Annotated in this window: 12 protein-coding genes and 1 tRNA gene; 2 read left to right on the top strand and 11 right to left on the bottom strand. The window is 41.0% G+C overall.

What is annotated here, in order from left to right; translation table 11 throughout:
• The first annotated feature begins 105 nt into the window (after positions 1 to 105).
• Complete coding sequence (locus I6N90_RS16415; RefSeq protein WP_197936716.1) at positions 106 to 978, top strand: SDR family NAD(P)-dependent oxidoreductase; 873 nt, start codon at positions 106 to 108, stop codon at positions 976 to 978.
• Positions 979 to 1,106: 128 nt separating this feature from the next.
• Here I6N90_RS16415 and I6N90_RS16410 read toward each other — a convergent pair whose 3' ends face one another.
• From I6N90_RS16410 to I6N90_RS16385, 6 genes are all read right to left on the bottom strand, one after another.
• Positions 1,107 to 2,021, bottom strand: a complete 915-nt coding sequence (locus I6N90_RS16410) for a GNAT family N-acetyltransferase (protein ID WP_197936715.1) — start codon at positions 2,019 to 2,021, stop codon at positions 1,107 to 1,109.
• A 243-nt stretch (positions 2,022 to 2,264) separates the two neighbouring features.
• Positions 2,265 to 9,326, bottom strand: coding sequence for an InlB B-repeat-containing protein (locus tag I6N90_RS16405; RefSeq protein WP_197936714.1), 7,062 nt, complete (start codon positions 9,324 to 9,326; stop codon positions 2,265 to 2,267).
• A gap of 198 nt (positions 9,327 to 9,524) precedes the next feature.
• Entirely contained in the window at positions 9,525 to 12,632 is a 3,108-nt protein-coding gene (locus tag I6N90_RS16400; RefSeq protein ID WP_197936713.1) for a BTAD domain-containing putative transcriptional regulator, read from the bottom strand.
• A 223-nt stretch (positions 12,633 to 12,855) separates the two neighbouring features.
• On the bottom strand, positions 12,856 to 13,752 hold the full coding sequence (locus tag I6N90_RS16395; protein ID WP_197936712.1) for a phosphotransferase family protein: 897 nt from the start codon (positions 13,750 to 13,752) through the stop codon (positions 12,856 to 12,858).
• A gap of 316 nt (positions 13,753 to 14,068) precedes the next feature.
• Complete coding sequence (locus I6N90_RS16390; RefSeq protein ID WP_197936711.1) at positions 14,069 to 15,808, bottom strand: ABC-F family ATP-binding cassette domain-containing protein; 1,740 nt, start codon at positions 15,806 to 15,808, stop codon at positions 14,069 to 14,071.
• 280 nt (positions 15,809 to 16,088) lie between these two features.
• Entirely contained in the window at positions 16,089 to 17,663 is a 1,575-nt protein-coding gene (locus tag I6N90_RS16385) for an ABC-F family ATP-binding cassette domain-containing protein (protein ID WP_197936710.1), read from the bottom strand.
• Positions 17,664 to 17,822: 159 nt separating this feature from the next.
• Between I6N90_RS16385 and I6N90_RS16380 the strand changes: the two genes are divergently transcribed.
• Positions 17,823 to 17,899 (top strand) — tRNA-Met (locus tag I6N90_RS16380).
• Positions 17,900 to 18,546: 647 nt separating this feature from the next.
• On the opposite strand, the gene I6N90_RS16375 is transcribed toward I6N90_RS16380, so the two are convergent.
• The 5 genes from I6N90_RS16375 to I6N90_RS16350 all read right to left on the bottom strand — a co-directional run bounded on the left by I6N90_RS16375 (position 18,547) and on the right by I6N90_RS16350 (position 24,423).
• Complete coding sequence (locus I6N90_RS16375; RefSeq protein WP_197936709.1) at positions 18,547 to 19,248, bottom strand: DUF4145 domain-containing protein; 702 nt, start codon at positions 19,246 to 19,248, stop codon at positions 18,547 to 18,549.
• Positions 19,249 to 19,769: 521 nt separating this feature from the next.
• Positions 19,770 to 19,934: a hypothetical protein gene (locus tag I6N90_RS16370; RefSeq protein ID WP_232243065.1), complete on the bottom strand. Its 165-nt coding sequence runs from the start codon at positions 19,932 to 19,934 to the stop codon at positions 19,770 to 19,772.
• Between the two features lie 15 nt (positions 19,935 to 19,949).
• Entirely contained in the window at positions 19,950 to 20,168 is a 219-nt protein-coding gene (locus I6N90_RS16365) for an Abi family protein (protein WP_197936707.1), read from the bottom strand.
• 379 nt (positions 20,169 to 20,547) lie between these two features.
• A complete protein-coding gene (locus I6N90_RS16355) occupies positions 20,548 to 21,474 on the bottom strand; it encodes a restriction endonuclease (protein ID WP_197936705.1) in 927 nt (308 codons plus the stop codon).
• 315 nt (positions 21,475 to 21,789) lie between these two features.
• A complete protein-coding gene (locus tag I6N90_RS16350; RefSeq protein WP_232243111.1) occupies positions 21,790 to 24,423 on the bottom strand; it encodes an RNA-binding domain-containing protein in 2,634 nt (877 codons plus the stop codon).
• Positions 24,424 to 24,713 lie beyond the last annotated feature (290 nt).

Raw genomic sequence — 24,713 nt, 5'->3', positions numbered from 1 at the left:
AAACTAAATAAGAAAAAAGTGCCTTCTTTAACCCCATCGTTGGTTCCATTATACTTCGTAGTAATTCGATCATGGAAACGAATAAATTTTGGGGGGGAAATCACCATGCGTACGATTGTAATAGCCGGTGGAACCGATGGGATTGGAAAACAATTAGCCTTACAATTTATACGTAATGGGGAATATGTCATTGTTATCGGTCGTAGTTCGGAAAAGGGAGAAGCTTTGCGACTGGAGGCCAAAAAGCTAGATGGGGAAAGAAAATTTCTGTTTCTTCAAGCAGATTTAAGCATTATTTCGGAAACTATTCGGATCATCCATGAAGTTAGCCGAAGAGTAAACCACATCGATCAATTGATTCTTTGTGCACAATCCCAAAAATTGAGCAAAGTGTATCGGGAAACGAAAGAAGGAATTGAGCATCATTTCTCATTATATTATTTAAGTCGATTTATTTTGAGCTTTCAATTTCGAGAACTGCTTACAAATGCTACGGCCCCTCTTATTATCAACGTGTGCGCTCCGGGCGTGAAGGGAGATATTGAATGGGACGATTTGCAGCTACAAAATCAGCGTTCCTTTAATAGCATTAAAGCCATTATGCATGGCAGCAGACTTAATAACCTGCTTGGTGCGGCATTCGCCCAAAGCACAGCAAATACGAATATCAAATATGTATTATTCAATCCCGGAGCCGTTCAAACAAAAGGGGCGACGGAAGCATTCGATCACAAGATGATCAACATATTCGTCAAGCTCATGTACAAAATAATCGGACTACCCGTCCAGAAAGCAGTAGAACCAATCCTTCATTTCGTACAATCGCCGCCCGAAGATTCGCTAACTGCTTATAAACAAAACAAGAAATTAGATATTGCTCAAGTAATACCAAACAAAGATCAACCTGAAAGGCTAGTTCGCCTCACGTTAGCATTAATAAAGCAAAAATACGGAGACCTAATGATTAATTATGAGTGAACTTGGCAATAGCTTGCTGTTATTTATGATACGATCCGGCTTAACGGAGCATCGGTGGAAAATCCAGCGCGGTGCATCATTGCCAACATTTTATACCCAATTCAAAGGTTTTGAACAAGCTTCCATACTTATAGCTCTCGATGATAACGTACTTCTTTCGATACTTCTTTGAAGCCAACTGAGTGATATAAAGATAGCGCAGAATTATTGGCCGCCTCAACTTGCAGTTCTGCAAACGCACATCCATGGTCTTTGAGATAGGTGAGCGCCCGAGAAAGCAAATGCTGTGCAATCCCTTGCTTCCGCCAATGATCTCTCACAAATAGATCTTCAATTATGCCTTCTCCATCTTCATCCACCCAAGCCATGACGCTTCCTACTAAGGTTGTATTTTCCCTTATAACAAAAGCAGTCCACAAAGAATTGTTCTGATGATCCTTTAACTGCTTAAATCCAATTGGTGCCTCTGGCCAAATCTCCATATCCATTTCTAAATATTCATCGATACTTTTATCCGAATCCAGTGTCTCTTGCAAACAACGATAAGGAGCAACGAGAACGGATTCCTCAATCTTCTCGGATAAGTCACTTCGCATCGTATACGAACTCTTCCAATACACAAAACCTTTTGATTCGAAATAGTTGTTGTTGTACTCTTCAGTTGATTGGTTTCCTACAGCAATCATTGTTCGATTAGAACTAGGCAGCGATTCTTTTAACTCGTACGCTCTATTTAACAAACACTTATATAAGAGGTCATAGAGGGGATAGTCGTCTTCCCTTTGTGGGAGTGTCTTCAAATTGAAATAAATATAGTGCGCATGCTCTTGGGGGCTGCCTGGCGGAATCGTGGAAATAACACCAACTTGTCCCTTACCTATAATTTGTCCGCTCTCAATCGCAACGAATACATTCGGCCAATTCTCTTCTTCTCCAACCCACCAAAAAACGGTGTCATCGTTATTAGATGTAACGGCATGGTACAAAACACCTAACTGCTGCATATCATCCTTTGTAAATATCCGGACTTCTACTTCGCTCATGCCAAAACACCTCCATTTTTAAAAAATTTCCACAAATAGTATTTTACCACCTTATTCATACTTCGTTTGGTAATGAATAATTATATTGAATTATGTGTTTCGAACGATCTAGAGCCCCTGAAACTCAAGGTCTCAGAGGCTCTAAACTTCCTTTATAGTTATGTTTTATTCAATCCCAGAGCTGTTCAAACAAAGACTAAGCTGAAAGTCTAGTTAGACTGACGTTAGCAGTATTAAAGCAAACTACTGAAGTGTACCATTGTTGATAAGTGTACCTCCCGTTGTATCAAATGTGCCGTTATTCGTAATTGTACCTTCATTTGTAATAGTGCCATTATTAATAACTGCTCCACCAGCATTAATAGTAAGTGAATAGTTACGATTTATATCAAATGTTGAGCCACTAGCAAAAACATACTGCTCGTTTGCATTTACTTTGAATTGCGTGGACATTAACATCAGCCTGCCGCTAAATGTATAAACGGATATACCGTTGATATATGTCACTGTTGCACTGGCACCCTTGAGCAACTGGATATTCGTATCAAAATTACCAAACATCGGTAGAAAGTTTTTTACGAACTGAGCACTAGGAGATATTACGATACTACCCGTAATACTTACCGTAGCTAAGTAGGTCTCGAACTTCCCATCAACATTCGTGATACCTGCGCCTGAAATTTTCGAACCTGCATCCGATTTTAATAAGCCCCCTACCGGTATGCTAACCGTTCCGTCATTAATCCACGTTCCATTACTAATAACTTGACCATGAAGGGTTACCGTCCCGCTGCTGCCAATTATAACGGTACCCTTATTCGTAAATGATTGGCTAGTAACTTTCAAAGCACCTTCAACAGTAAGCGTTTTTTCTGCATTGACCGTAAATGTACCACTCACACTCAGCGTTACTCCTGCCGGGATGATCAGATTACCCGTCAACGTAGCCGTGCTTGATACAGATACTTCTGTTTCGGATACTTGCACGACATTGGTTAATCCTGCTGCCGCAGCATCGGCCATGAATGAGAGTGTCGGAGAAGTAAGTACGGCATTCGTCGCACTGCTTGTTAGTGTGCCAACCGCTGGGCTTACACCTGTAACAACAACCTGCAGCTTCTTGCCTGCGTCTATCGATGGAATGATGTAAGCTGCCGCTATACTTCCGGTGCCTGTTGCATCCTGGTATGTTCCACTTCCCGCCGTCTCTTCCACTTGCCACTGATACGTAACACGACTGCCTGCCGGGTTACCATCATCTAATGTAACAGTCGCATAAACGGTATTGCCGACAGTTGGGTCTGAATTGTTTATCGTAACCGATATCAGGTGTACGGATACTGCACTTGTTGCCACACTTTGCGTCCCGGCCGCCGGAGTTACGCCTGTAACTACCACTTGTAGTTTCTTGCCCGCGTCTACTGCGGCCACCGTGTAACTGGCCGTTTTGTTGCCCACACCTGTTGCATTCTGATACGTGCCGCTTCCTGCTACTGTCTCGACTTGCCATTGAAAGATTACTCGGCTGCCCGCTGCATTGCCATCGCTCATGACCGCTTCAGCAATAAGCGTATCGCCAACAGAAGGTGCAACGTTATTGATGCTTACACTCATTACTTTGACGACAACTGAGTTTGTTGTTGCCGTTTTCGTTCCTATAGCTGGACTTATACCATTGACCACTACCTGTAGCTTCTTACCTACGTCTGCTGATGCTACTGTGTAGTTGGATGTCTTGTTGCCAGCGCCTGTCGCGTTTTGATACGATCCACTTCCTGCTGCTGTTTCTACTTTCCATTGATACGTAACACGGCTGCCAACTGCATTTCCATCGCCCATCGTTACAGTAGCGACAAGGGTATCCCCAATAGTTGGATCTACGATGTTTATGGTTACCCCCGTAACAGGAACGGGAACTGCACTTGTTGCTGCACTCGTTGCTGATCCTGATACTTCGCCTACTCCCGTAACGATAACTTGTAGCTTCTTGCCTGCGTCTTCCGCGGCAACTGTATAACTGGTCGTTGTATTGCCCGCACCTGTTGCATTTTGATAGCTCCCGCTTGCTGCTTCTGTCTCTACCTGCCATTGATAGGTCACGCGACTGCCTGCTAAGCCGCTATCGCTCATAACCACATCGGCAGTAAGGGTATCGCCAACTGTAGGTGTAGCATTGCTGATGCCTACACTAGATACCGTCGGACCGTTCTCCCACTGTGCCGTATAGGTGACATTTTGAGCTGGCATTGTACTTACCCTAGTCGGAAACCAACTTTTAAATATATAGCCTGCCTTTGTTACTTGCGGCTCGGATAAGGAAGCCAAAGATGCACCATATGCAACATCTGTCGTTGTACCCCCTGTGCCGCCATTCGCATCAAAGGTTACCTTGTAGGTATTCCGTTTGTAGTACAGCTTCAGTTGAGGCGGGCTATCCTTCGGCCCCCTAATAATACCTTTTTCAACTGTACCCGGTATACTGTTGTCATAAGTGAAGCCTTCATAGCTCTTCGGCGTTGCTATGACTTCATTAAATGTTAGACCCTCTAACGTTTCAGATTCAGTTATTGTATATTCACCAGTTAAGGCTTGTCTCGTATGGGTCACTACATAAGGAGCCGTTTCCCACTTAGCTGTTAGCTTTAGAGCTTGCGCCGGCATGATGCCTACACGTGGCATCCAGCCATCCTGCACGCCAGGCGTATTGGTTAGAACTGGCGCTTTAATTTGTGCTCCGTATGGAATCATTCGTACATTGGGCTCATTTGCTTTTTGGAACTTAGCTCCGTTCGGGTCATAGGTTACCGAATACGTGTTACGTTTGTAGAACAGCCTTAGAACCGTCGTTCCATCCCCTGCTATCGTACTTGATAGAAGCGTACCGGGAGCGCTGCTGTCATAGGTAAAGCCTTCGTAACTCTTAGGAGATGCTGTGATCGTTGCAGTATCCGTTATTCCTTTCATATTTTCCTCAGCAACGACACTGTATGTGCTTCCTAAGATCGGGAATCCATCGGTACCTCTTGCAATATCCTGTTGCAAATGAACGACCTTGTATGCCGTGTCATCTTTAGCTATCCACTTCGCCGTGTATGTGGTGTCTTGATTCGGCACCGTGCTCGGAGCCGATGGCGACCATCCGTTAAACGTATAACCTGGTCTGATCCCCACAGGTATTCTCGAAGAGATCGTTTTTCCGATTTGCTCCTCTATTACGCTTATAGCTGGTAAATCCCCGTAACCCGGCTTGAACGTCATTTTTTTCGAAGCACGATAATAATAAATCTTTACGACGGTCGAACCATTCGCTTTAATAAATACACCTTTAGGTACTGTGCTTGGCGCATAACCTTGGTCTACGTATTTGCTAGAAGTCAGTTTAATCTCGGCATCGGTCGTACCCTTCAAATGCTCTGTAGCCGCGAGAGTCGCAGCGTAGTCGTTAGGGTCTACCAGATAATGCTCGATTGTATACGGTATATCCGTGTTTGGCGTCCAGCGCGCATATAGCGTCTTAAAAATAGCAGGCATTCGTTCAGGAATTGTGTACTTTGAACCGCCCTCATTACTGTCATACCAACCTGCAAACTTATACCCTGGACGTACGGGATCGGCAGGGGACGTAATTTTAGCATTATATTGCGCGACGATCGCCAGCGGCATGTCACCATTATTAAAGTAAAACTGGAATCCCCAATCAAATAACGCTGCTGAAAAATAAATAGAAAACGTACGTTTTATTTGGGCCGAAGTGAAGGCTAACGGTGCATTTTTCCATGTAATCGTCAAGTTTCCCGTGCTTCCTAATGTGTTCGTGTTTTTAACCTTTAATGTCTTGGTGCTAGGATCATATTCAAAGTCACGATTATCAACCGTCACCGTGAAATTCGAGGAATCAAACACCTTTTCGCTCGTCTCGCCTGTCTTCAAATCCATTACGTTCATTGTAAAAAGCTTGTCTGGCAATTTGACCGATGTTGCCTTCCCTATGAACTTAAATTCAAGCGTATCCTCCTGCGGATATACAAAGTCATAGATATTATCTTGTGCCCCTACCGAATAAAGCGGCCATTCCTTTTCATAGATGGGGACTTCGGCTGAGAGCCAACCATCACCTACCTGTGCGATGAATGCAGAATCCAAGTAAATACCCATCTCTATAAACAGAGCTCCGAGAGATTTGGATTGCTTGCCGGCAGCAGCTGAGTTTGTCAGCTGGTAGTAGAAATATCCCCACATTTTCAAATAAGGACCCGCTTCTACTTCAAACCCGATGCTGTTCAGATCGACACTCAAAATACCTGCCTTAAGCTCTACTTGAATACCTGCTCGCAATGCTAACGTACCCAGCACATAAAGCTTAAACTGATACTCGCCATCGCCCGATAGGCTTACAGTATCGCTGCTGCCTGATCCACTTAGGACGCGTACCGTCACCGAATATCGTTTTGCGCTCTTGTAATTGAAATCAATACCCACGGTAAGATTCGGATTTAAACTAATGACAAAGTTGACAACAAATTCGATCTCAATAATGCCCAAGCATACTCTTTGGCTTCTCTTAACGAGTTCTTTGCTTAATAGCGGAACCCATTCTGTTTCCTTCTCCAATATGCTTTGATACCTGTTTCTTAATGTATCGGCGTTTACCGCACCTTTACTACCCACGCCATCCAGCAGCACTTGGATTTCCTTAGCGATGTTTTGTACGTTTTTCGCTTCTTTCCAATTGACTAACTTATTCTTCTCGATCGTACCAATCTCAGCTGTTACAGTAATTCCTGTATAGGTGTAGGCATCCAGGTTAGCGGTAATGATATAATCCTTGATGACAGGAATAAACCAATACCATTTTATTTGGGTATCCCCGTTTACGCCGAGCTCAAATCGCATTTCTTCGACGAATGTGCTTGTCAAATGAATAACAATATTATTAGGATCACCATTATCCGTATTAATGACTATATCGCACTGAACTTGGAGGGTGACACTTGCACCCGTGTAACCAGGAAAATGTTGCAGTTTATTGCTTATAGAAGGTACGATAGTCAAATTCTCCACACTAACATCTATACCATCGTCCCCTGAAGCCCCTAATGTTTTCACATCGTAGCGCTGCTTGAACGTTTCGGTTTGTAGCGCCACCGCCGATAAATAATCGGCAGCTTCTTGCACAAAGCCGCTTTCTACTGCTTGCTGCTTAATTTGCCCTTCCATACTAGCGACATCGGCTTCCGACAATAATTGATCTCCTTCAATCTTTTGCTTCTGATAGAAATCAAGGACGCCTGTTATTTGCTCCTGCGTTGCATCCGAATAGGCGATGACATCCATTTCGCCGACAGGAGTGATGGACGTAATAAGTCCGTATCCCGCAGAAGTAGATTCGCTGCCGAATTCGCCATTGTAGAAAGCGATAAAGTCGCCTGTTTTGACAACTGTAAGGTCATTCAGCCCGAGTGGCGCATACTTACTTTCCTGGTAGTTCATTGTTGAATGTTCTACCGTGATGGAGAGGTTCGTTGTGTCCCCGTCGGTATCCGCTGCCGTGCTTACCGGGAGAACGTTCGGTTTCAATAGCACGTTTTTAGCATCTGCATGGGTATAGGTGTACTTATTGCCGTTTTTTGCGGTGATCTGTACATAGGCTACATCGCCACTATCGGTACCACTTGTATCCGTAGTACGCTGATCAGGCCGAATTCCTTCATACATGGCAACGGTATCGCCGACTTGAATGCTCGTGCTACCGTTATATGTAAATGTACCTTCTGTCACATCAGCCAACTCTAGACCCGTTCCACTATCCCCTACACTCGCAGATATTACCGGAATCGAGGTAGAGCCAACAAGCTTACCATCACGAGTCATATTTGATATGTCTGCAAACGGTACAAATATCATGTCAGCATTGAGAGGTAACTCGGCAACCTCTTGTTTCGCAATGCTGAAAATATAGATTCTGGTCGTTTGGTCTTGTCCTGCAAAAGAAAGATTAGTGTCCGTCAGCGTCAATCGGTACGTGTTGCCTTCTTCGAATGCGCCGCCTGCAGCAGCTACAGTAAATTGGCCATTGGAACCTGTCACTTCAATACCGGCAAATTGCGGGTTAGCCGGAGAGTCAAATTTCATTCCCGCTTTCACTTGGTCTACCGTCATGCTGCCTGTAGTATCAATCACCTTGATCGTCAAGCTCGGTGCTTGATCCAGTACCGTTATGCTCGGAATGCTTTGCACGGCTTCATCGACGCTTTCGATATATTTGGCATACAGCGTCATATTGCCGCCCAAAACATCATCATTAAGCAATACTTGCGTAAGCTCACGATCCTTATACCACCCTTGGAAAATAGATCCTACCTTAAATGGCACCGGAAGGTTATTCAGCCGTTTGCCTTGTTCCAGGGATAGGCTAGTAATTGCTGATCCGCCATTCGTCTCGAACGTAATGATATAAGTGCTAGGAGTGGTGCTAGGGGGAGGGGTGCTCTGGCTGCCTCCTCCAGTTGTTGGCTTCGATGGTTCGGTAGTTGGATTAGTTGGATTTGGGTTCACCTCCGCCTCCAACCCCGCCTTCACAACCTCGTTGCTTCGCATGGAGAACATAGCTGCCTCAGCGCGAGTTGCCTTGGAGCGCGGATTAAAATTACCTTTAGCATCACCAGTAAGCAAACCTGCTTGCCACAACTTGACGATCGCATCGGCCGCCCAGGGAGAAATATTGGCTATATCTTTTGGTTTAGAGGTCAAGCTAACTTTCGTCTGATAGGGAATCTTGTACACTTCAAAATACTTCAAGGTCAACGTGGCCATCTGCTCTCTTGTTATCGGCGCGTTCGGTGAGAAGGTATCGTTGCCCGTACCGCTTGTAATGCCTTTGTCTACGGCCCATCCCACATATGGCGCATACCAAGCAGTTGACTGCACATCTTTAAATGCAGTAGTTGCATATTGGCTCACATCTAATCTCGCCATACGCCCTAGTACAGTTACATACATCGCGCGAGTCATTGTACCGCCGGGCGAGAAGCTATCTTTATCCGTGCCGCTGAAAAGTCCATTTTGCTGGACATACGTGACCGCTGGATAGAACCAGTCCGTTGGTTTTACATCCTCAAAAGAATTCGGAACAGTTGGTTGCTCATCAGAACCATTCGCGGCGCCGACCGCGATTTCTTGTGTCTGGTCATGCCAGTTTATTGCCGAAGAGCTGATAGTAGGAGATTCAGCAGCGAAAATCTCAACTGGAACTAAGGTTAATAGAATACAAAATGAGAGCAATAAACTTAATAAACGATTATACAAGGTGTTTTCCTCCCACATTTTTCATCACATTCATCTGTTTTATGCCAAATCTCAACAATTTTCCTCACCATAACACAGCTAACCTAAACAAAACCTCAACAATTCACGGTCTGTGTAGAATAGTGTCGATTTAGAAATCAAAAAAACATCCCTCAATCATCTTCAATGACTAAGGGATGTTCCTATTTTGGCAAATGCCTATTCATTGTTACGTGAATTGGGCTTGCTCTGATCATCGAAATCTAGCAATCTCCTAACCTCTTCTTTCGGTTCAAGACCGAATTCAGTGAGCAGCATCACCCTTAACGCCTCATATCGCTTGATCGCTGAAATACGGTCATCTGCAAGTACCAGCACGCGAACAAGCTGCTCATGAATATACTCGTTCAGCGGATCGTGAGCAAGCGCCTTGCCTAGCAGTTCCGCAGCGGCATGATATTGCCCTTTCTCCTTCTCTCGTTCATGGAGGCTAAGCAGCATCGCAACGTATTCGTTTTCAAGGCGAATTCGCGTCGGCAAAGCCCATTCGTACGAAGTTCCTGCCAAATAACCTTGTCCATAGCATTGAACAAGCTCACCTGCATATTCGTGCAAGATGATATCATCGGTTTGCGCCCCGACAGCCAGCAAACGTTCCCACTCGTCCAAATCACAGAACCATTGACTGTTATCGATACGATAACCGCCTTCCGCATGCTGAAAGATGCCGTCAAATCCAATTTGTTTTAAAGCTTTTCGCAAATAGTGTGACGTTGTATGGAACTGAGCTCCTGCCCGATCAGCTTCCACCTCGCCCCACAAAGCATCCAGAATGCTGTCCCTGCTCACCGACTTCCCGCGATGGTGAACGAGAAATGCCATCAGCTCCTCGGATTTGGATGTCCGCCACTTAATTGCAACGCCTTTCTCCGACTCTACGCGCAACCTACCAAAAGTTTGAATTTTCATTCGTGGAAGTGCTTGATGACCATGGAACGCTTGCAGTAAGCCACGAGCATAATTTAACTGCTCCTTTGATACCGTGCCCTTATCTTCATTTAACCGCACATACGTAGTCAACAGCTCCGCCATCGCCGAGCCTTCGTCCACAAAACTGCGAATAAACCCTTGAGGTTCAGCCAGACGTAAAGCGGTATCCAGCTTCGCAAGCCCTGGTTCAATCTGATTGCAGCTATAAAGTACCATGCTTTGCAGAATCAAAATACGAATGCGATCCCGTAAACGGTTTTCTTTTGTCATCAAATCATAAATCCGTTCTGCAAGGGATAGCGCCGAATCGAATTGTTCACATGCTGCAAGCACACGAACGAACGCCAATTGTTCAGAAGACTGATCCAGCGTTGCTTCATCAGAATGCGACTGTCTACACCGCAACAACCACCGATGAGCTGACTCCATATCGCCCTGACGCACTGCCAAGCTTGCTTGTTCCGCTTCAATTTTGCGAATAAAAATGTCGTAATCAGGTGAATCAATCTTTTGCTTAACTTGCTCAAGCAGCGCCGTAGCTTCTCGTAAATTTCCCTTTGCTTGCAGAATTGTCGAAGCAGCGACAGCGATCTGGAATCGATTGCGAGGAACTGGCGCAAATCCGTCTGCATGTATGATCCGGTTAATCCACTCTTCCGCTTCCTCTAACCGATTCCACTCGTACAATACCTTGGCATAAGAAGCATACATCGGTGTCGCATACGGATGGTTAACACGATCCCGCCAATGCACTAACATTTTCATAAAAAATAGTTCTGCATCACGATAATCATTAATGAAGCAAAGATGATCGTCAAACTCCTCAACCGAATAATGATTATTGTTGCCGCCTCTAATAAAAAGGCTTTGCTCGGGTGCAAACGTATCTCCAAGGATAAAATAGTCAGCCGTGCCTAAAAGGTCTCTTTTCACATAGGCGGCAGTACCGCATAAATAATAGACATCTCCTATTATCGCGTTCCATTCGTCAGCTGCCATATTATCCTTCATGGCTTCGATACGGATACGAAGCCGCTCCGCCCGATACGGAATGTTATGAAACTGTCGTATACCGACCATCGCCATTAAATAAAAAATTTCAACTAGCGGTCGGCTTGCGACATAATCCTCAGGTACTTGCATCACCCAACGAGCAACGACGATATTTTTACCTCCAAAAAGCTCATACAGATGCGCTTCGATTAGACGAACGACATCTTCATACTGTCGTCCCGTTAAATAATGTTCCACCGCTTCTACAATATACCCATTATTTTCGAGCCATTGCGCGGCTCGTATATTCGCCTGTACCCACAGTTCCGGTGCTGTTCGAGCGAGCATTGACTGAAGGAAGTCTGACAGCAGATGGTGATAACGATACCAGTTGTGCTTATCGTCAAGCGGAATGATGAATAGCTGGAGCTGTACCAACTGCTCCAGCTGTTGCTGGCCTAATGCTTGACCGGTCACTGCCTCACACAAGGCGTGATTCATCTGGCTTAGCACAGAAGTCTGTAGCAAAAAATCACGCATCGCCTCTGGCAGATCGTGAATGACTTCTTCTAGTAAATAATCGGAGATTTGCTGCTGACGGCCACTGAATCTACGAATTGATTCATCTACATTGTCGCTTCGTTTCAGTGCGATGGCTGCAAGCCGCAAGCCGCTAATCCAACCTTCGGTTTGGTTGTATAAAATATGGAGCTGCTGCACCGAAAGATTCAATTCCGTCGTCTCTCGGAACAAATCATACACTTCCTCCTGTCGGAAACGTAATTGCTCGATTGTAATCCGCCGCATCTCCCCTTTTGCGAGCAATCTAGCCGTCGGAAAAGAAAGGTTATTGCGGCTTGCGAGATAAATATGTATATGGTTAGGAAGGTACTCCAGCAAATAGCTCATTGATTTTTGAATCGCCGGCAACGTTACGAGATGATAATCGTCGAACATGATAACCAGCTCGTCCGTTAATCGACTCAACTCGTTCAGCAGCGCAGTCATCGCCAGCTCAGTTGATGCGGAAGATGCTGATGGCCCCTCCGCAAGCAATGGACTAACAGTGAGTCCAAAGCCATGGACACGATTTTGAATCGAAGCGATAACCATACTCCAAAAGGTAATCCAATCGTCGTCCTGCTTGCCGAGTGACACCCATGCAACAAGCTTACCTCTTTGTTTTGCCCACTCGCTTAACGCCGTCGTTTTTCCGTAACCAGACGGAGCGAATAAGAGCGTCAACTTCGCATCTAAGCCTTCATCAAGCAGTCGCAGCAGTTCTTCGCGAGCAACCAAACCGTGTCGTTCATTAGGAATATGCAACTTCGTTGCAACAATCATTGGGGAACCCTCCAGATGTAAAAAACAGAAAATGCGCAATAAATTGTGATTTCGACACCAGTGTGTTAAATTCCTTTACTAGGTATGGAGTATCTATCTATGTGATGAGTTAGTTAGCAATTAGTCCTATATGTGATAGAATTCACCACTCTATCTGTAACGGAAAGTTATTGAAAAAAGCCATCTTGGCGGATGGCTTTTCTAATTACATTTTATCGAACATCTAATAACGTATCTGCTCAAATCCCACTGATTTCTGTAAAATTTCAATATTTTCCTGAAGAAAAGACTGATTTTTTTCGACACCTCTGTTTTTACACCAAAAAACTGCACAGAAGGCATCATAAAGATCATAGAATGGTAGCACTGTCTCTAGATCCACCATAGGGCGAATCGTTTGATACCCATTAACGTACGGTAGCTTTGTTCTCGGGTTTACTTCCCAAATATAGCGATTGATTTTTGTAAAGTCTATTTCAGTGGAGCCACCACGGGCACTCTCGAAATCTATAATGCCAGTAACCTTGTTATCATTTACTAATATATTACCAGGTCTAAAGTCCATATGAACAATGCATGGCCCATCAGGTTCTGGTAAAGCCGAAAATAAGCCATCAAAGTGAAAAATACATCTTTCATACAGCACTGGATCAAGAATCTTTTTGCAGGGCTCTTTCCACTTTTCAACATTATCTTTAATATGTAGTCTCCAATTATTTGGGTCAAGTCTCTTGAATCCATCAGTCACATGGTAACCGTAACCTGGCGTTTTAACCTCATGAAGCATCGCATGATACGCGCCCATTTGAAAAGATAGCTTCTCATCAATATGTTCTGTACAAGGTATGCCTTGAATAGCCGAAAGAAGCAATGCTCCAGTAGTCATTTCATCCCCATCCCAAAAATCCAATACTTTAGGGACAGGTATTACGTCCTTCAATGTTTCAAGCATCTGAAATTCACGATATAGTTTATCCTTGTTAAACGGAATTTTTACATACACTTTTTCTCCGTTGGCGAGAGTAAGTTTGTGTACTTCAGAACTAAATGAATCTGGTACATCTTCTACATTCAGGACATTCAGCTTTAACTTTTCAATAACGTTTAGAATGGAGCTCATAAAGTACCTCCTCGTTTTGGATTGCAAAACGATAATCCCGATTAAAAACTTTTGCTTTCTCGGGATCTCTTGGTGAAGATCCTCAACAGAATACTATGGCCAAGATGTATTGAGAGAGATTTTTAATAATAAGTAAACCACTCACCATGGCAAGAGCTATCAACAAATCAATGCAGTAAAAAGACTCTGAGATTCTATTCATCAGTGTCTTTTTACTGCATTGATCCTGTTCCATTATCATCATGTTTCATCGTTGAATTGGGACTAATTCACTTTAGCAATATTCTTGTAACCATTTCAATCAGAGGGTTATCCGTTAAAGCAACTTAATCAGCTCTTCTAGCTCTTCTACCAATATCTTTGCAGTTTCAAAATCAGTCTCTTTTAAAGCCAATTCGATTTTCATTTCAACTGATCTTTTGTTTTGTTCAGCTTCTAAATAGTTCTTATCAAAATGACTAGCATAAATCATCTGTTTAAATTTTTTCATTTTCATCTTTCTAATCGTTTTATCGTCAATGATTAGAACATAATCCATACCATTTACAACCGAATAGAAATCATGAGAAATCATGAGAATTGCACCTTTGTAGTCTTCAATCGCTTTCTCCAGTGCGAGTTGTGTATAGGTGTCTAAATGGCTTGTCGGTTCATCAAGAAGTAATACGTTTGCTTTACTAGCAGAAACTTTAGCCAATTGAAGAATATTTTTTTCTCCACCAGATAAAGATCCTATCTTTTGATTAACGCTTTCTCCTTCAAAGCCATAGTTTGAAATATACGATCTAACCTCATCATACGTTTTAAACCCAGCATCGATAAATTCTTCTAATATTGTATTAGAGTCCTTTAGCACTTCGCCTTGAATCTGAGATAAATAAGCTACTTTAACATCAGCATTTATTTCAATTGAAGCATGATTATTTTTAAAGATATCTCGGAGTAAAGTCGTTTTCCCGGTACCATTTGAACCGATAATGGCTACTTTATCCGTAGATTTTATCTCAAAGTTAACATTGTCTAAAAGCAACTCATCAAAGGCAACACTATAATTATTGACATTTACAACGATGGTGTCTTCCATTTCATTCTCAATACCAAAGCTAATATTTGGTTGCTTAATATCAACAAATGGCGCTTTAAGTCTACGCGCTTCCAATCTTTCTTGATACCTAACTCTAGCTTTTAACGCTCTACCTCTAGAGGCTTCTGAATTATAAGTTGCGATAGCTCTTAGATTATTGACGATGTTCTCGTTTCTCTCAATTTCTTCTTGCTCAGCGACTGTAAGTTCTTGTAACTCAATTTTAGTCTGAAGTAATGAGAAGTTATACTCAATATATCTCCCCTCAAACTCTTGGATCTCCGTGTTTTCAAGATGTATAATTTTGTTGAAACAATGATTCAATAGATATCGGTTGTGCGTAACAACTAGCAACATGCCTTTGTGAGAATTAATAAGATTTTTAAGCGCGTTTAGATTTTCAAAATCTAAAAATACATCTGGTTCGTCCATAATCATTAAGTCTGGACTACTAAGCATTTCCTTCATCACTTGAATAAGTTTGAATTCCCCGCCACTGAGGTCCGATACTCTAACATCTTTTAGCTTCATGAGGTTTGCTAGATTTAGTTTCTTATTAATGCTGCTTTCAAAATCATCCCCGCCGATTGAATCAAATGCGTCTAAAGCTAATTGATACTTTTCTAGTAGGGTCTCAATATCTGATGATGTTTCCATATCGGTACAAATAGATGTTATTTCATTTTGTATCTTAATAAACTTTTCCCCTAAATATTCAAAAACGGTTGTTTCTTTCGTTTTGTCTATTTCTGAGAACTGACTTACATACCCAATTGTGCAAGTTGAGTCTATCTCTAACATGCCGTCAAACAAATATCTTTCTGGGTCCATCAGTATATCGATCAGTGTGCTTTTCCCACTGCCACTCGTTCCTATAAAAGCACAATGTTGTCCCTCTTCAAGCGTAAATGAAATGTTGTTATATAGTTCTTTTTGCGGAAATGAGAAGGATAAGTTATCAATTTTTATCATAGTATTACCTTTCTTTATAACTAAAATAGTGACTATTATTAGAAGTATTGCAAAATATAGATTTGCGTTTACCGTTGTTAGAGTAACACTGTTTACAATCAACTTCAATTGATTTGTATTCCCATCCCTGGGGAGTCAAATTCCATGCTACCTCATGACGAATAACGAGCGGAATAAGTCGGGGAGCGTTCTCTGCGACAAAAACAGCTATCACGCATGGAAAATGGCCCCTCGAATCCGCTTTAGCTAACGCTGAGAGGTATCGAAGGGCCATTCTGTATTACAAGCTCTGTTCGGTCACTCCCGTTACCGGATCGAAGGTCAGCATCTTGGTTCCGATCTTATCGATGAAGAAGCGATCGTGGCTTACCGTAATGACCGCACCGGGAAAATGGATCAGAGCTTGCTCCATAACCTGTATGCTCGTGAGGTCCAGATGGTTGGTTGGCTCGTCCAAGATGATAACGGCCGCACCCGAGAGAAGACACTTAGCCAGCGCCACCCGAGCTTTCTGCCCGCCGGATAGATTGCCGATCGCCTTGCTCAGATCCGCCTCCGAGAATTGCAACATAGCTAGAAATTTGTTCACCTTTTTGCGTGGTGCGTCCAGTCCCAATCCATAAGTATTGACCGCGTGGCTGACGGTATCCTTAGGATCAAGCTCCTCCCACATCCGGTTGAAGTAAGCGTAGTTAACGCCCTTCTCCCAGACAACCTCCCCGGAATCTGGTTTCTCCTGCCCGGTAAGCGCCTTAATGAGTGTGGACTTCCCACTTCCGTTCGGTCCCGCGATGACCAAGCGATCTTCCTTCTGAATATCAAAGCTAACATTCTCGAAGATCTGCCTACCCTCGTACGTCTGCCCGATCTTCTTAACTTCGCATAGCTTGTCCGGGAAGCGCAGCCTCTCGTAAATGTCGGTAATTAACACGTTAACGGGATGCGGCTCTATCCGCTTCTTGTTATCCGCAAGCTTACGCGAGAGACGGTCATTGGAACCGGACTTCCTGTTCGCGCGATCGTCGATCGCCTCGGATTCCATGAGCAGCAACTCTTCCTCCCACTCGAACTGACGATCCAGTTCCTTCTTGCGCATCTTCTTCTTGCGGACGTAATCTGTGTAGTTGCCTTCGTATTCCTGAAAATGATAGTTCTCGATCTCGATCGTGCGCGTGACGACCTTATCGATGAATTGCCGGTCATGCGACACCAGAATCATGGCTCCCTTGAATCGGTATAACCACTGCTCCAGCCATGCGATCCCTTCCATATCCAAATAATTCGTCGGCTCGTCGAGCAGAACGACATCGGGCAGCTCAATTAACATCTTTGCGAGTGCCGCGCGGTTACGCCATCCTCCGGACAACTCACCGATCGGCTGATTCCGGGATCTATCGTTAAACCCTAGCTTCGTAAGCACCGTATTAATTTCGACAGACACGTTCCAACCGTCCAGATGATCCATCTGTTCGAATAACTCCGCTTGCCTTGCTAGCAGCACATCCATCTCGTTGTCATCAGTAACCAATCCAAGCTTATCTCCGACCTCTTGCAGCTCTCGTTCAATAAGGGCAACCTGCTTGAAGCATGCTTCTAGTTCTTGTTGAACGGACAAGCCCCCGCTGAGTTCCGAGAATTGCGAGAAATACCCGATTCGCACCTGAGGATCTATCTCCACCTTGCCGGACGTCGGCTCTTCTTGTCCCATGATGAGCTTAAATACCGTCGACTTGCCGGCACCATTTCGCCCGATTAGGCCGATGCGTTCCCCTTGAATAACGCGAAAATAAATGTCGCGAAAAATCATGGACCCTTCATACTTCTTCGTGACGTTCTCCAAACGTATTACGCTCATTGCCATCACCCTTCTAGTTTCAACACACTAGCGTGATTATATCATCCTCACCTTACGAATTCCCCTCAAGAGAGATTTCCATTAATGAGCTTGCGCTTTAGCTTGAACTGCTGTAGTATAAGTGGTCTGGCAAACAAAAGACCAAAATGCTTTTTTTATCGCGGGGTGGAGCAGCCCGGTAGCTCGTCGGGCTCATAACCCGAAGGCCGCAGGTTCAAATCCTGCCCCCGCAACCAACTTACAATTCTGTCTCGGCACATATATGAAATGCCTTTAAACCACTGGATGTGGCTTAAAGGCATTTTTTCTTTATCTTATAAAACTATGGGTACTGTACATAAAACCGCGATAAAGCGAGCCAGTTGCTCCCCTATGGGCAGTCGCGCTGATGGTGTAGTTCGATTATTCCAGAGGGAAGGAGCACTGTAAATATGGAGTTCGATCACAGTTTCACACACGTATCGCTAATCCACACAAAGGAGAATATCCTTTTTTATTCAATTATTCCCCTTGGACATTGCAATAATTATTATTCTACCAGCCATATCTCTATGTAAATTATCTCTCATCACAACTGCCAGGAACAGAGCGAATATATGGCGATACTCACTTTGTCACTAATCTTTCACCGTTACTTATGGTACTGTTCCACTAATAATTTAATAGCCCGAATCACCTACTCCAGCAGAGCACATACATCAGTTGGTGCGGATAGATCATGTGCCCGAACATAGCTTCTTCTCGGCGCGAAGTGACCGTAATGCCCACGGTCTGCGCAAGATGTGTCCACAGATCCGCTTTCTTGTTAATACTCGGATGGACATAAACAAGTTATCCATCAGGGCGAAATTTTTTTGTTTTCAAATAACGATTACTTTAGTGATTAACGTTCACCGTTTTTATTTGATAGCTCTTCAATATGTGTATGTAATTCTTCAATCCTCTTTGGTAATACATATAAATATTCAATTAGATAATCGAGCATATCAATAATGTACTTTGAAACAACCTCGTCAGGTTCCCTTTCCAAATCAAAATGCGCTCCCAAATTCCCTCCAATTCTTATTGCATGAGCTAATGTTAATAATGGTTTTTGCAGTTCAGCATGACCTGCTATAATTTCTAGCTGTTTATTTAATGGCTTATTTTGTTCACTTTCTGGTAGTAGAGATTTTGTAATGCCTTCAAGTAGACGTCTGCATAACACAACGGTCGCAGACCACTCACCAAGATTATACACGTTTACTGCTGAGTTATATGCTCTCAGCATACTGCTAGAAAACTTTTCGGTGATCTCCACCCCATCAACAGTTGTTCTTAATTCTGAGCTTGGGGATATGTATAAATCACCAACCAATTTTTTTTGTTCATTTTCTTTTATTTCAACAAAGTAGAATCTTGATGCCTCTCCACATCCAGAGCACCTTGAAGATGTAAACATTGAACTCTCATCATATGAATCCCAAACTAATAAGTAATTGACTGTTCTTGAGCAGTAGCCACATTTAAAATCTACAGATTTAGCTAATTTATACTTATTCGAGTCGAGATATTTTACAATATTCTTAGATTCGATTAATTGCAACGATATACATCCTTTCTAATAATTCGATTTCAGATACGTCTTGCCATTCATCAGCATGTATATCATCAAAGGCTATTTACATAAGAGCTAATCCCATTTCAACATAGATGCATCTCTTCTAAAACCAAGGCTCCTACTTCTATGTGAATTATCCTTCATCACAACAGCCAATAACAGGGCGAATGTATGGCAACCAGAACTTCGCAGTCACTTATGATAAGAATCAGTTTATCATCTTTGAGGCGAAATTTTTGTCCATAAACAAAGTAAGAGCGCTACCTATTAGGTACGCGCTCTATATTTTCAATAAACGATACCAATTCTCAGGGAACCCGACAGGCACCTTGTTAACTTCTAAATACTCGTCTATAAGGGTTCTTAATCGTTCAACCCAACTATTCCAGTATATCTTGTCATTAATCATATATTTTACACTATGAAACATTGTATACACCTTTTGGTTATCTTGAATTACTTTTTTATCGCGGGCAAGCAATTTTGGAGGAAAGGAAATATTCCTATTATATGTAAGACAATAATGGGTGCAAACATTTTAAGATTGCAAAGTGCGTGTAGTCAACCTTCAAAATAACACCCTTAATTTCATCGTAAACATTCCAGCCTAATTCACTTTTATCTTGTTTCAACATATTTACAAACAACTTAGATAGCAGATTAAAAGTCATTAACTGGCTCACTACTCAAGTCGGAAATTCACCATCGTATTGGTAAAAGTAGTGCTTTACGAAAACATCTTTAGACTGTTTAGGTAACTCATTTAAGTTATTAATAAACTTTGCATGCTTTGATTCATCTTGAAAATCCCGGCTAACTGTATTTCCAATATCATCATATTTTTTAGCTAATACTAGAGCAATATGAGTTCTCATCGGCACTTCTACAACTTTAATAATTTCCATAATAACAACCTAAACTTTAAGTAAAATTCATATAGTCTATATATTTGCTTAAACGACGTAACTCCGACATGAAATACATCATACGTCTTTAGCGATAATGCGTACGCTATAAACCTATAATAGCTTACTCGTTTTAGAATCCCTTTAGCCCATGCTTCATGCACTACAATTAGTCCTCTGCATTTAAAAATTCCTAATTGTTCATCAATGTTTTTTGAAGGTTTAAATGCGTGAGGAATTCTTATCATTGGATATCTTCATATAAAAATTGTCTCGCCCTAGTACGAAACCTTTACAGGTATGCGTAGCAAGATCTGGTAGGAATATCACTATATGGATGGCATTGTTTGTAAATATTTTAAAATTCGCCAACTCGAATCTATTCATCGATAAAATAATCAGAATCAACTTTCTTCACTTCATAAAGAGCAAACTTTGAGACACCTAAATTATAGTCAATCATTAAGTTCGCTAGAGTGACCCCATCGATCAAGACTATTTTACTGTCAATAAGAGATACATACTCGGCAGCATCTTTCGAGTAGCTTGAAGTAGTTATAAATACACCTTTTTTAGCCCGATGGCCCTGAAGTGCTCCTGCAAATTTTTGAATTTCTGGACGACCAACTGTACCTTCCCATCTCTTAGCTTGAATATAGATAATATCAAGTCCCAATCTATCTTCTTTTATAATTCCGTCAATTCCGCCGTCCCTAGTTTTACCAACAGATTTCCCTGCATCTTTCAGAGACCCACCGTAGCCCATTTTCACTAGCAATTCCACCACAAGCTTCTCAAAAAAACTAGGCGAGCAACATTTAGTTCGATTAAGCAATTCTACAGCTAATTCATTTCTTATTCTTTGGTAGCTATATTCAAGGGCCTCTTCAGGAGTCTTTTCATCGTTTATTGAATTCTCTCTCACAATCAAATCGTTTTCGCTATCATCATTGTTATCCTTTTTATGTGAGAGGAAATCAATGAACTCTTGGAACTGCATTAAAAACCGCACATTAATCTCTGTGGGGTTTTGTTTTACAACTGCTGCTCCTCGTTCTGTGATTTTAAACGATCCCCGTTTTGTTGCTTCTAGAAGTAACGATTTTCTTAAATATGTCGAAGCCCATGCAACTCGATTTTGAAATAATGTTTGCTTACCACTGGGTAACATTTCCTGTCGTTCATCCTCTGTTAATTGGAAGTACTCAGCAAGAAAATCCACCGACTCTCTTAAGGAATGTTCCATTTCATCACTTGAGAACCTAAGTAAAGGAAGCATAATCACTTGGTAGTTAGGCACTGGCATAGACTATTTTTCACATCCCAATAAAAACTTTAATATTATTATACGGCTAAATTGGAATTCGCCCTACTTATGATAAGGTTCAGCGTAACAACCCAAAAACGAAATTTCTTGATTTGTATCCCAAAAATTTAGCCTCACTTGTAATACGCATGATCTTATCAAAAAGAGGCTGGTATTTTTAGATTATTGAAACATCTCCCCCGTGTAATGATAAGCTTAGTCCTTTTTACCGAAAATACTCGTAATTTTTACATCGGATAAATATAATAAATAGTTATTAAAATTTACAGAGTAATGTATTCAGAAATATAAAATCTATGAGTATCTATCTATTTCATCAATTTTTTGTTGTTTATTAAACAAAGGTGTTAAATAACCAACCATTTCGCCAATTTGAGATATATTTAGATTACTTTTATTATCTCTTAAAGATACAATTAAACATCTAAGAGCAGTATCTACAATAGAAAATGAATTTTTACCATTTTCAATAGTTGAAATATGTCGATCAATATCAGATAGTATCCCATCTAGCGTTGTTCCAGTTGCGAATCTCAAATTTCCACTTATATAATAATATTCATTCAAAGGTGTATGTTTTAAACAAATAACAATGGACTGGTACAATGAAATTAACTCTTCTGCTGTAAACCAGCCACTTTGAGACCCCCTATTATGATAAAAATATTGCATATTGTTTACTAATTCCAACAACCTCTTAATTGTTAAAACATCCGAGAGATTGATCTTCTTTCTAACCTTACAGTCATTAAAATAATCCTTAATTTTAAGAGTTTGTCTAAAATCTTCAAACGTGTTTCTTTTAAATGTATTAAATAACGGTTTTCTTTTCTTCATCTCATTATAATATATAACATACGGAATTAATTCATTAGTAAACCACTCATATGATTTCTCAGCACTCCAGAGATACCGATCATTAAAATTCATTAGTGACTTTTTGTTCCCAAAATCGTGAAAAGGCTCCCAAACGATTGCAACCTCTTCATCAAAAGTCTTAAATGAAGAATAGGATTCATTTTGCACTTGTTTTGGATAAAGAATTACATGATGACCTGCGTCATATCTTTCATCTGATTTTTTGCTATATAATTTAATCATTGTAGGATTTGCATCAAAAATATGCCAACTTGTATCGCCTTTTTCATAATCATGTTCCTGCACAAATTCCATTATTTCTTTATAGAAACTACGCTTAATCTTTAAAATTGGAATTCCTGCTTCAAATGCTAAAGATTTTTCATATGGAAAAGTACCAAAATGAAGTTCTATCTTTCTTAAACCCTCCAAATATTTTTCAGAAAAGTCATCTATTATATCACATAATTGTGCAACTTCGATCTCATTTAAGGAAAACCTATTATTTCCTAATTGTACATAATATATATGTTTTTCTTTATCTATTGCTACAATAAAGCGTCGTAGTTTATAAATCGCATTAGTGTATAACCCTTGAAATAAATCATTTAAAATATCTTTAAAGTTGAAAGTGATCATTACATCAGGGAATCGATTGAAAATAATCAAGCAACTCCCCATAGTGTCCGGATAATTGGGCAAAAAAGCCTGAATACTAACTTTTTCTTTAACAAAAAGGTACGTTTCTTCCGTCTCCTTCTTATCCGACTTAAAATCCTCTTGTTCAGCATTTATCTGAATTGAAGTTAAAAGTTTGATTGTGTCTTCAGAGTTATTAGCAAAATGATGATAAACTGTCACTAAAACTGAGTTATTTAATTCCAGAATTTTAGGTTCAACAAAACCAAATTTCTTTAATTCTTTATATATAGTATTAAAACCATCACCAATGTCATGGTTGTACATATCGGGTAATTGATTAAGTAAACGCTCGATTAATGGATTTCTCGATGAACGTCCGACTAATAGGTTACTTGTCGTCATACTTCCAGGCAACCTTCCAGGGCTTTCAAACTCTAACCTATCATTAAAAATTCTTATGTGTATATCATCATTAATGCTATAGTCCCTGTGAATTATTGCATTTACGATAATCTCATGAAGCGCATTGGATGGGTAACTGTAATCCACATATTTATTTCCGATCTCAATCATACTTTTTTGAAGATATTCTGCTATAACTTCCTTTGTTTTAATTATTTGAAGTTCTATTGGACCTCGAATATTCTTAGGTCGATCTTCTAAAAAATCTCTATTATATTCACTTTGTGAAGTCTTTAGTCTATATATTTTGATTCCGCATTTAGTATTAAGCCCAATTTGGGGATCATCACTAAAAAATAACAAGCAACTAACTGTTGGAACATGATTTTCGCCATCACGTTGTATAAGTTTAAGTTTTTCAAGAAAATTTAGCGGTTCTTGCGAACTTTCAATTCTTTTTATGTAATCAATTAGATATGCTCCATTTAAAATTTCATTTATTGCAACATGTTTTTTTATTATTGTTTCATATGAAAATATCCCTTTTGAAAAAGCAAGTTCAGTTATTGTCGCCCCTTTTACTTCTTTAGTACTAGCATTTCTTCTTATGAAGCAGCTTCCATCCGAAGTATAATGAACTAATGGGCTTTTAGGAATTGTTAAATGTAGCACGTATCCTTTTTCACGAAAGTCAATAAATTCAACCGAATAGTCAATTAGTGTAGGATCAGTTTTTTCTGCAAGTACATTTATTATCTCATTTGCTTCTTCTTTTGTACGAAAACCGACTAATCTTTCCCCGGTACTCTTTCTGTCCTCTACGCCAATATAAATTTCACCACCATCAGAATTGGCAAACGCAACAAAGTGTGGGTGTAACTTATTAGGCTTAATTCTGCAGCTTTTCACATCACAAAAATGGCTTTCTTCAAGGTTTAAGAGTTTAGTTTCTTCATTGATTATTGGTTTACGAGTACTTATCATAATTTCAATACCTCTAAGATATTTTATGTGGTTTTTTAACATCACTTCAACAATACACTTAATATATATATTTCGTCCAGTTTTTAACTATTGTATTATAGTTCATTTTTCTCAATAGGGATTTAAAGGAAACGTTACCTTATGATCTAGCATTTTTGAAACAAGTGAGTAGATGAAGCAGGATTTCACTTATTAGGCGATGATTTCACCATTAAGCAAATCGAGCATCAATAATATTTACAATTTCACTCCAAATAGCTTGAACTCCGCAATGTCTGTTACCCGCTTCTCGTTCGGTTCTGATGCGATGAAGTTCCTCTCCAGTATTTTCG

The organism is Paenibacillus sp. GSMTC-2017 (assembly GCF_016019935.1).
Lineage (GTDB): Bacteria > Bacillota > Bacilli > Paenibacillales > Paenibacillaceae > Pristimantibacillus.
This window is presented reverse-complemented; position numbering and strand designations above follow the sequence as displayed.

What these genes read in the sequence shown, in the direction of transcription:
- I6N90_RS16365 (WP_197936707.1), bottom strand. Translation starts at nt 20,168, where the DNA reads ATGGAAATTATTAAAGTTGTAGAAGTGCCGATGAGAACTCATATTGCT.
- I6N90_RS16390 (WP_197936711.1), bottom strand. Translation starts at nt 15,808, where the DNA reads ATGATAAAAATTGATAACTTATCCTTCTCATTTCCGCAAAAAGAACTA.
- I6N90_RS16410 (WP_197936715.1), bottom strand. Translation starts at nt 2,021, where the DNA reads ATGAGCGAAGTAGAAGTCCGGATATTTACAAAGGATGATATGCAGCAG.
- I6N90_RS16395 (WP_197936712.1), bottom strand. Translation starts at nt 13,752, where the DNA reads ATGAGCTCCATTCTAAACGTTATTGAAAAGTTAAAGCTGAATGTCCTG.
- I6N90_RS16385 (WP_197936710.1), bottom strand. Translation starts at nt 17,663, where the DNA reads ATGAGCGTAATACGTTTGGAGAACGTCACGAAGAAGTATGAAGGGTCC.
- I6N90_RS16400 (WP_197936713.1), bottom strand. Translation starts at nt 12,632, where the DNA reads ATGATTGTTGCAACGAAGTTGCATATTCCTAATGAACGACACGGTTTG.
- I6N90_RS16415 (WP_197936716.1), top strand. Translation starts at nt 106, where the DNA reads ATGCGTACGATTGTAATAGCCGGTGGAACCGATGGGATTGGAAAACAA.
- I6N90_RS16370 (WP_232243065.1), bottom strand. Translation starts at nt 19,934, where the DNA reads ATGACTTTTAATCTGCTATCTAAGTTGTTTGTAAATATGTTGAAACAA.
- I6N90_RS16355 (WP_197936705.1), bottom strand. Translation starts at nt 21,474, where the DNA reads ATGCCAGTGCCTAACTACCAAGTGATTATGCTTCCTTTACTTAGGTTC.
- I6N90_RS16350 (WP_232243111.1), bottom strand. Translation starts at nt 24,423, where the DNA reads ATGTTAAAAAACCACATAAAATATCTTAGAGGTATTGAAATTATGATA.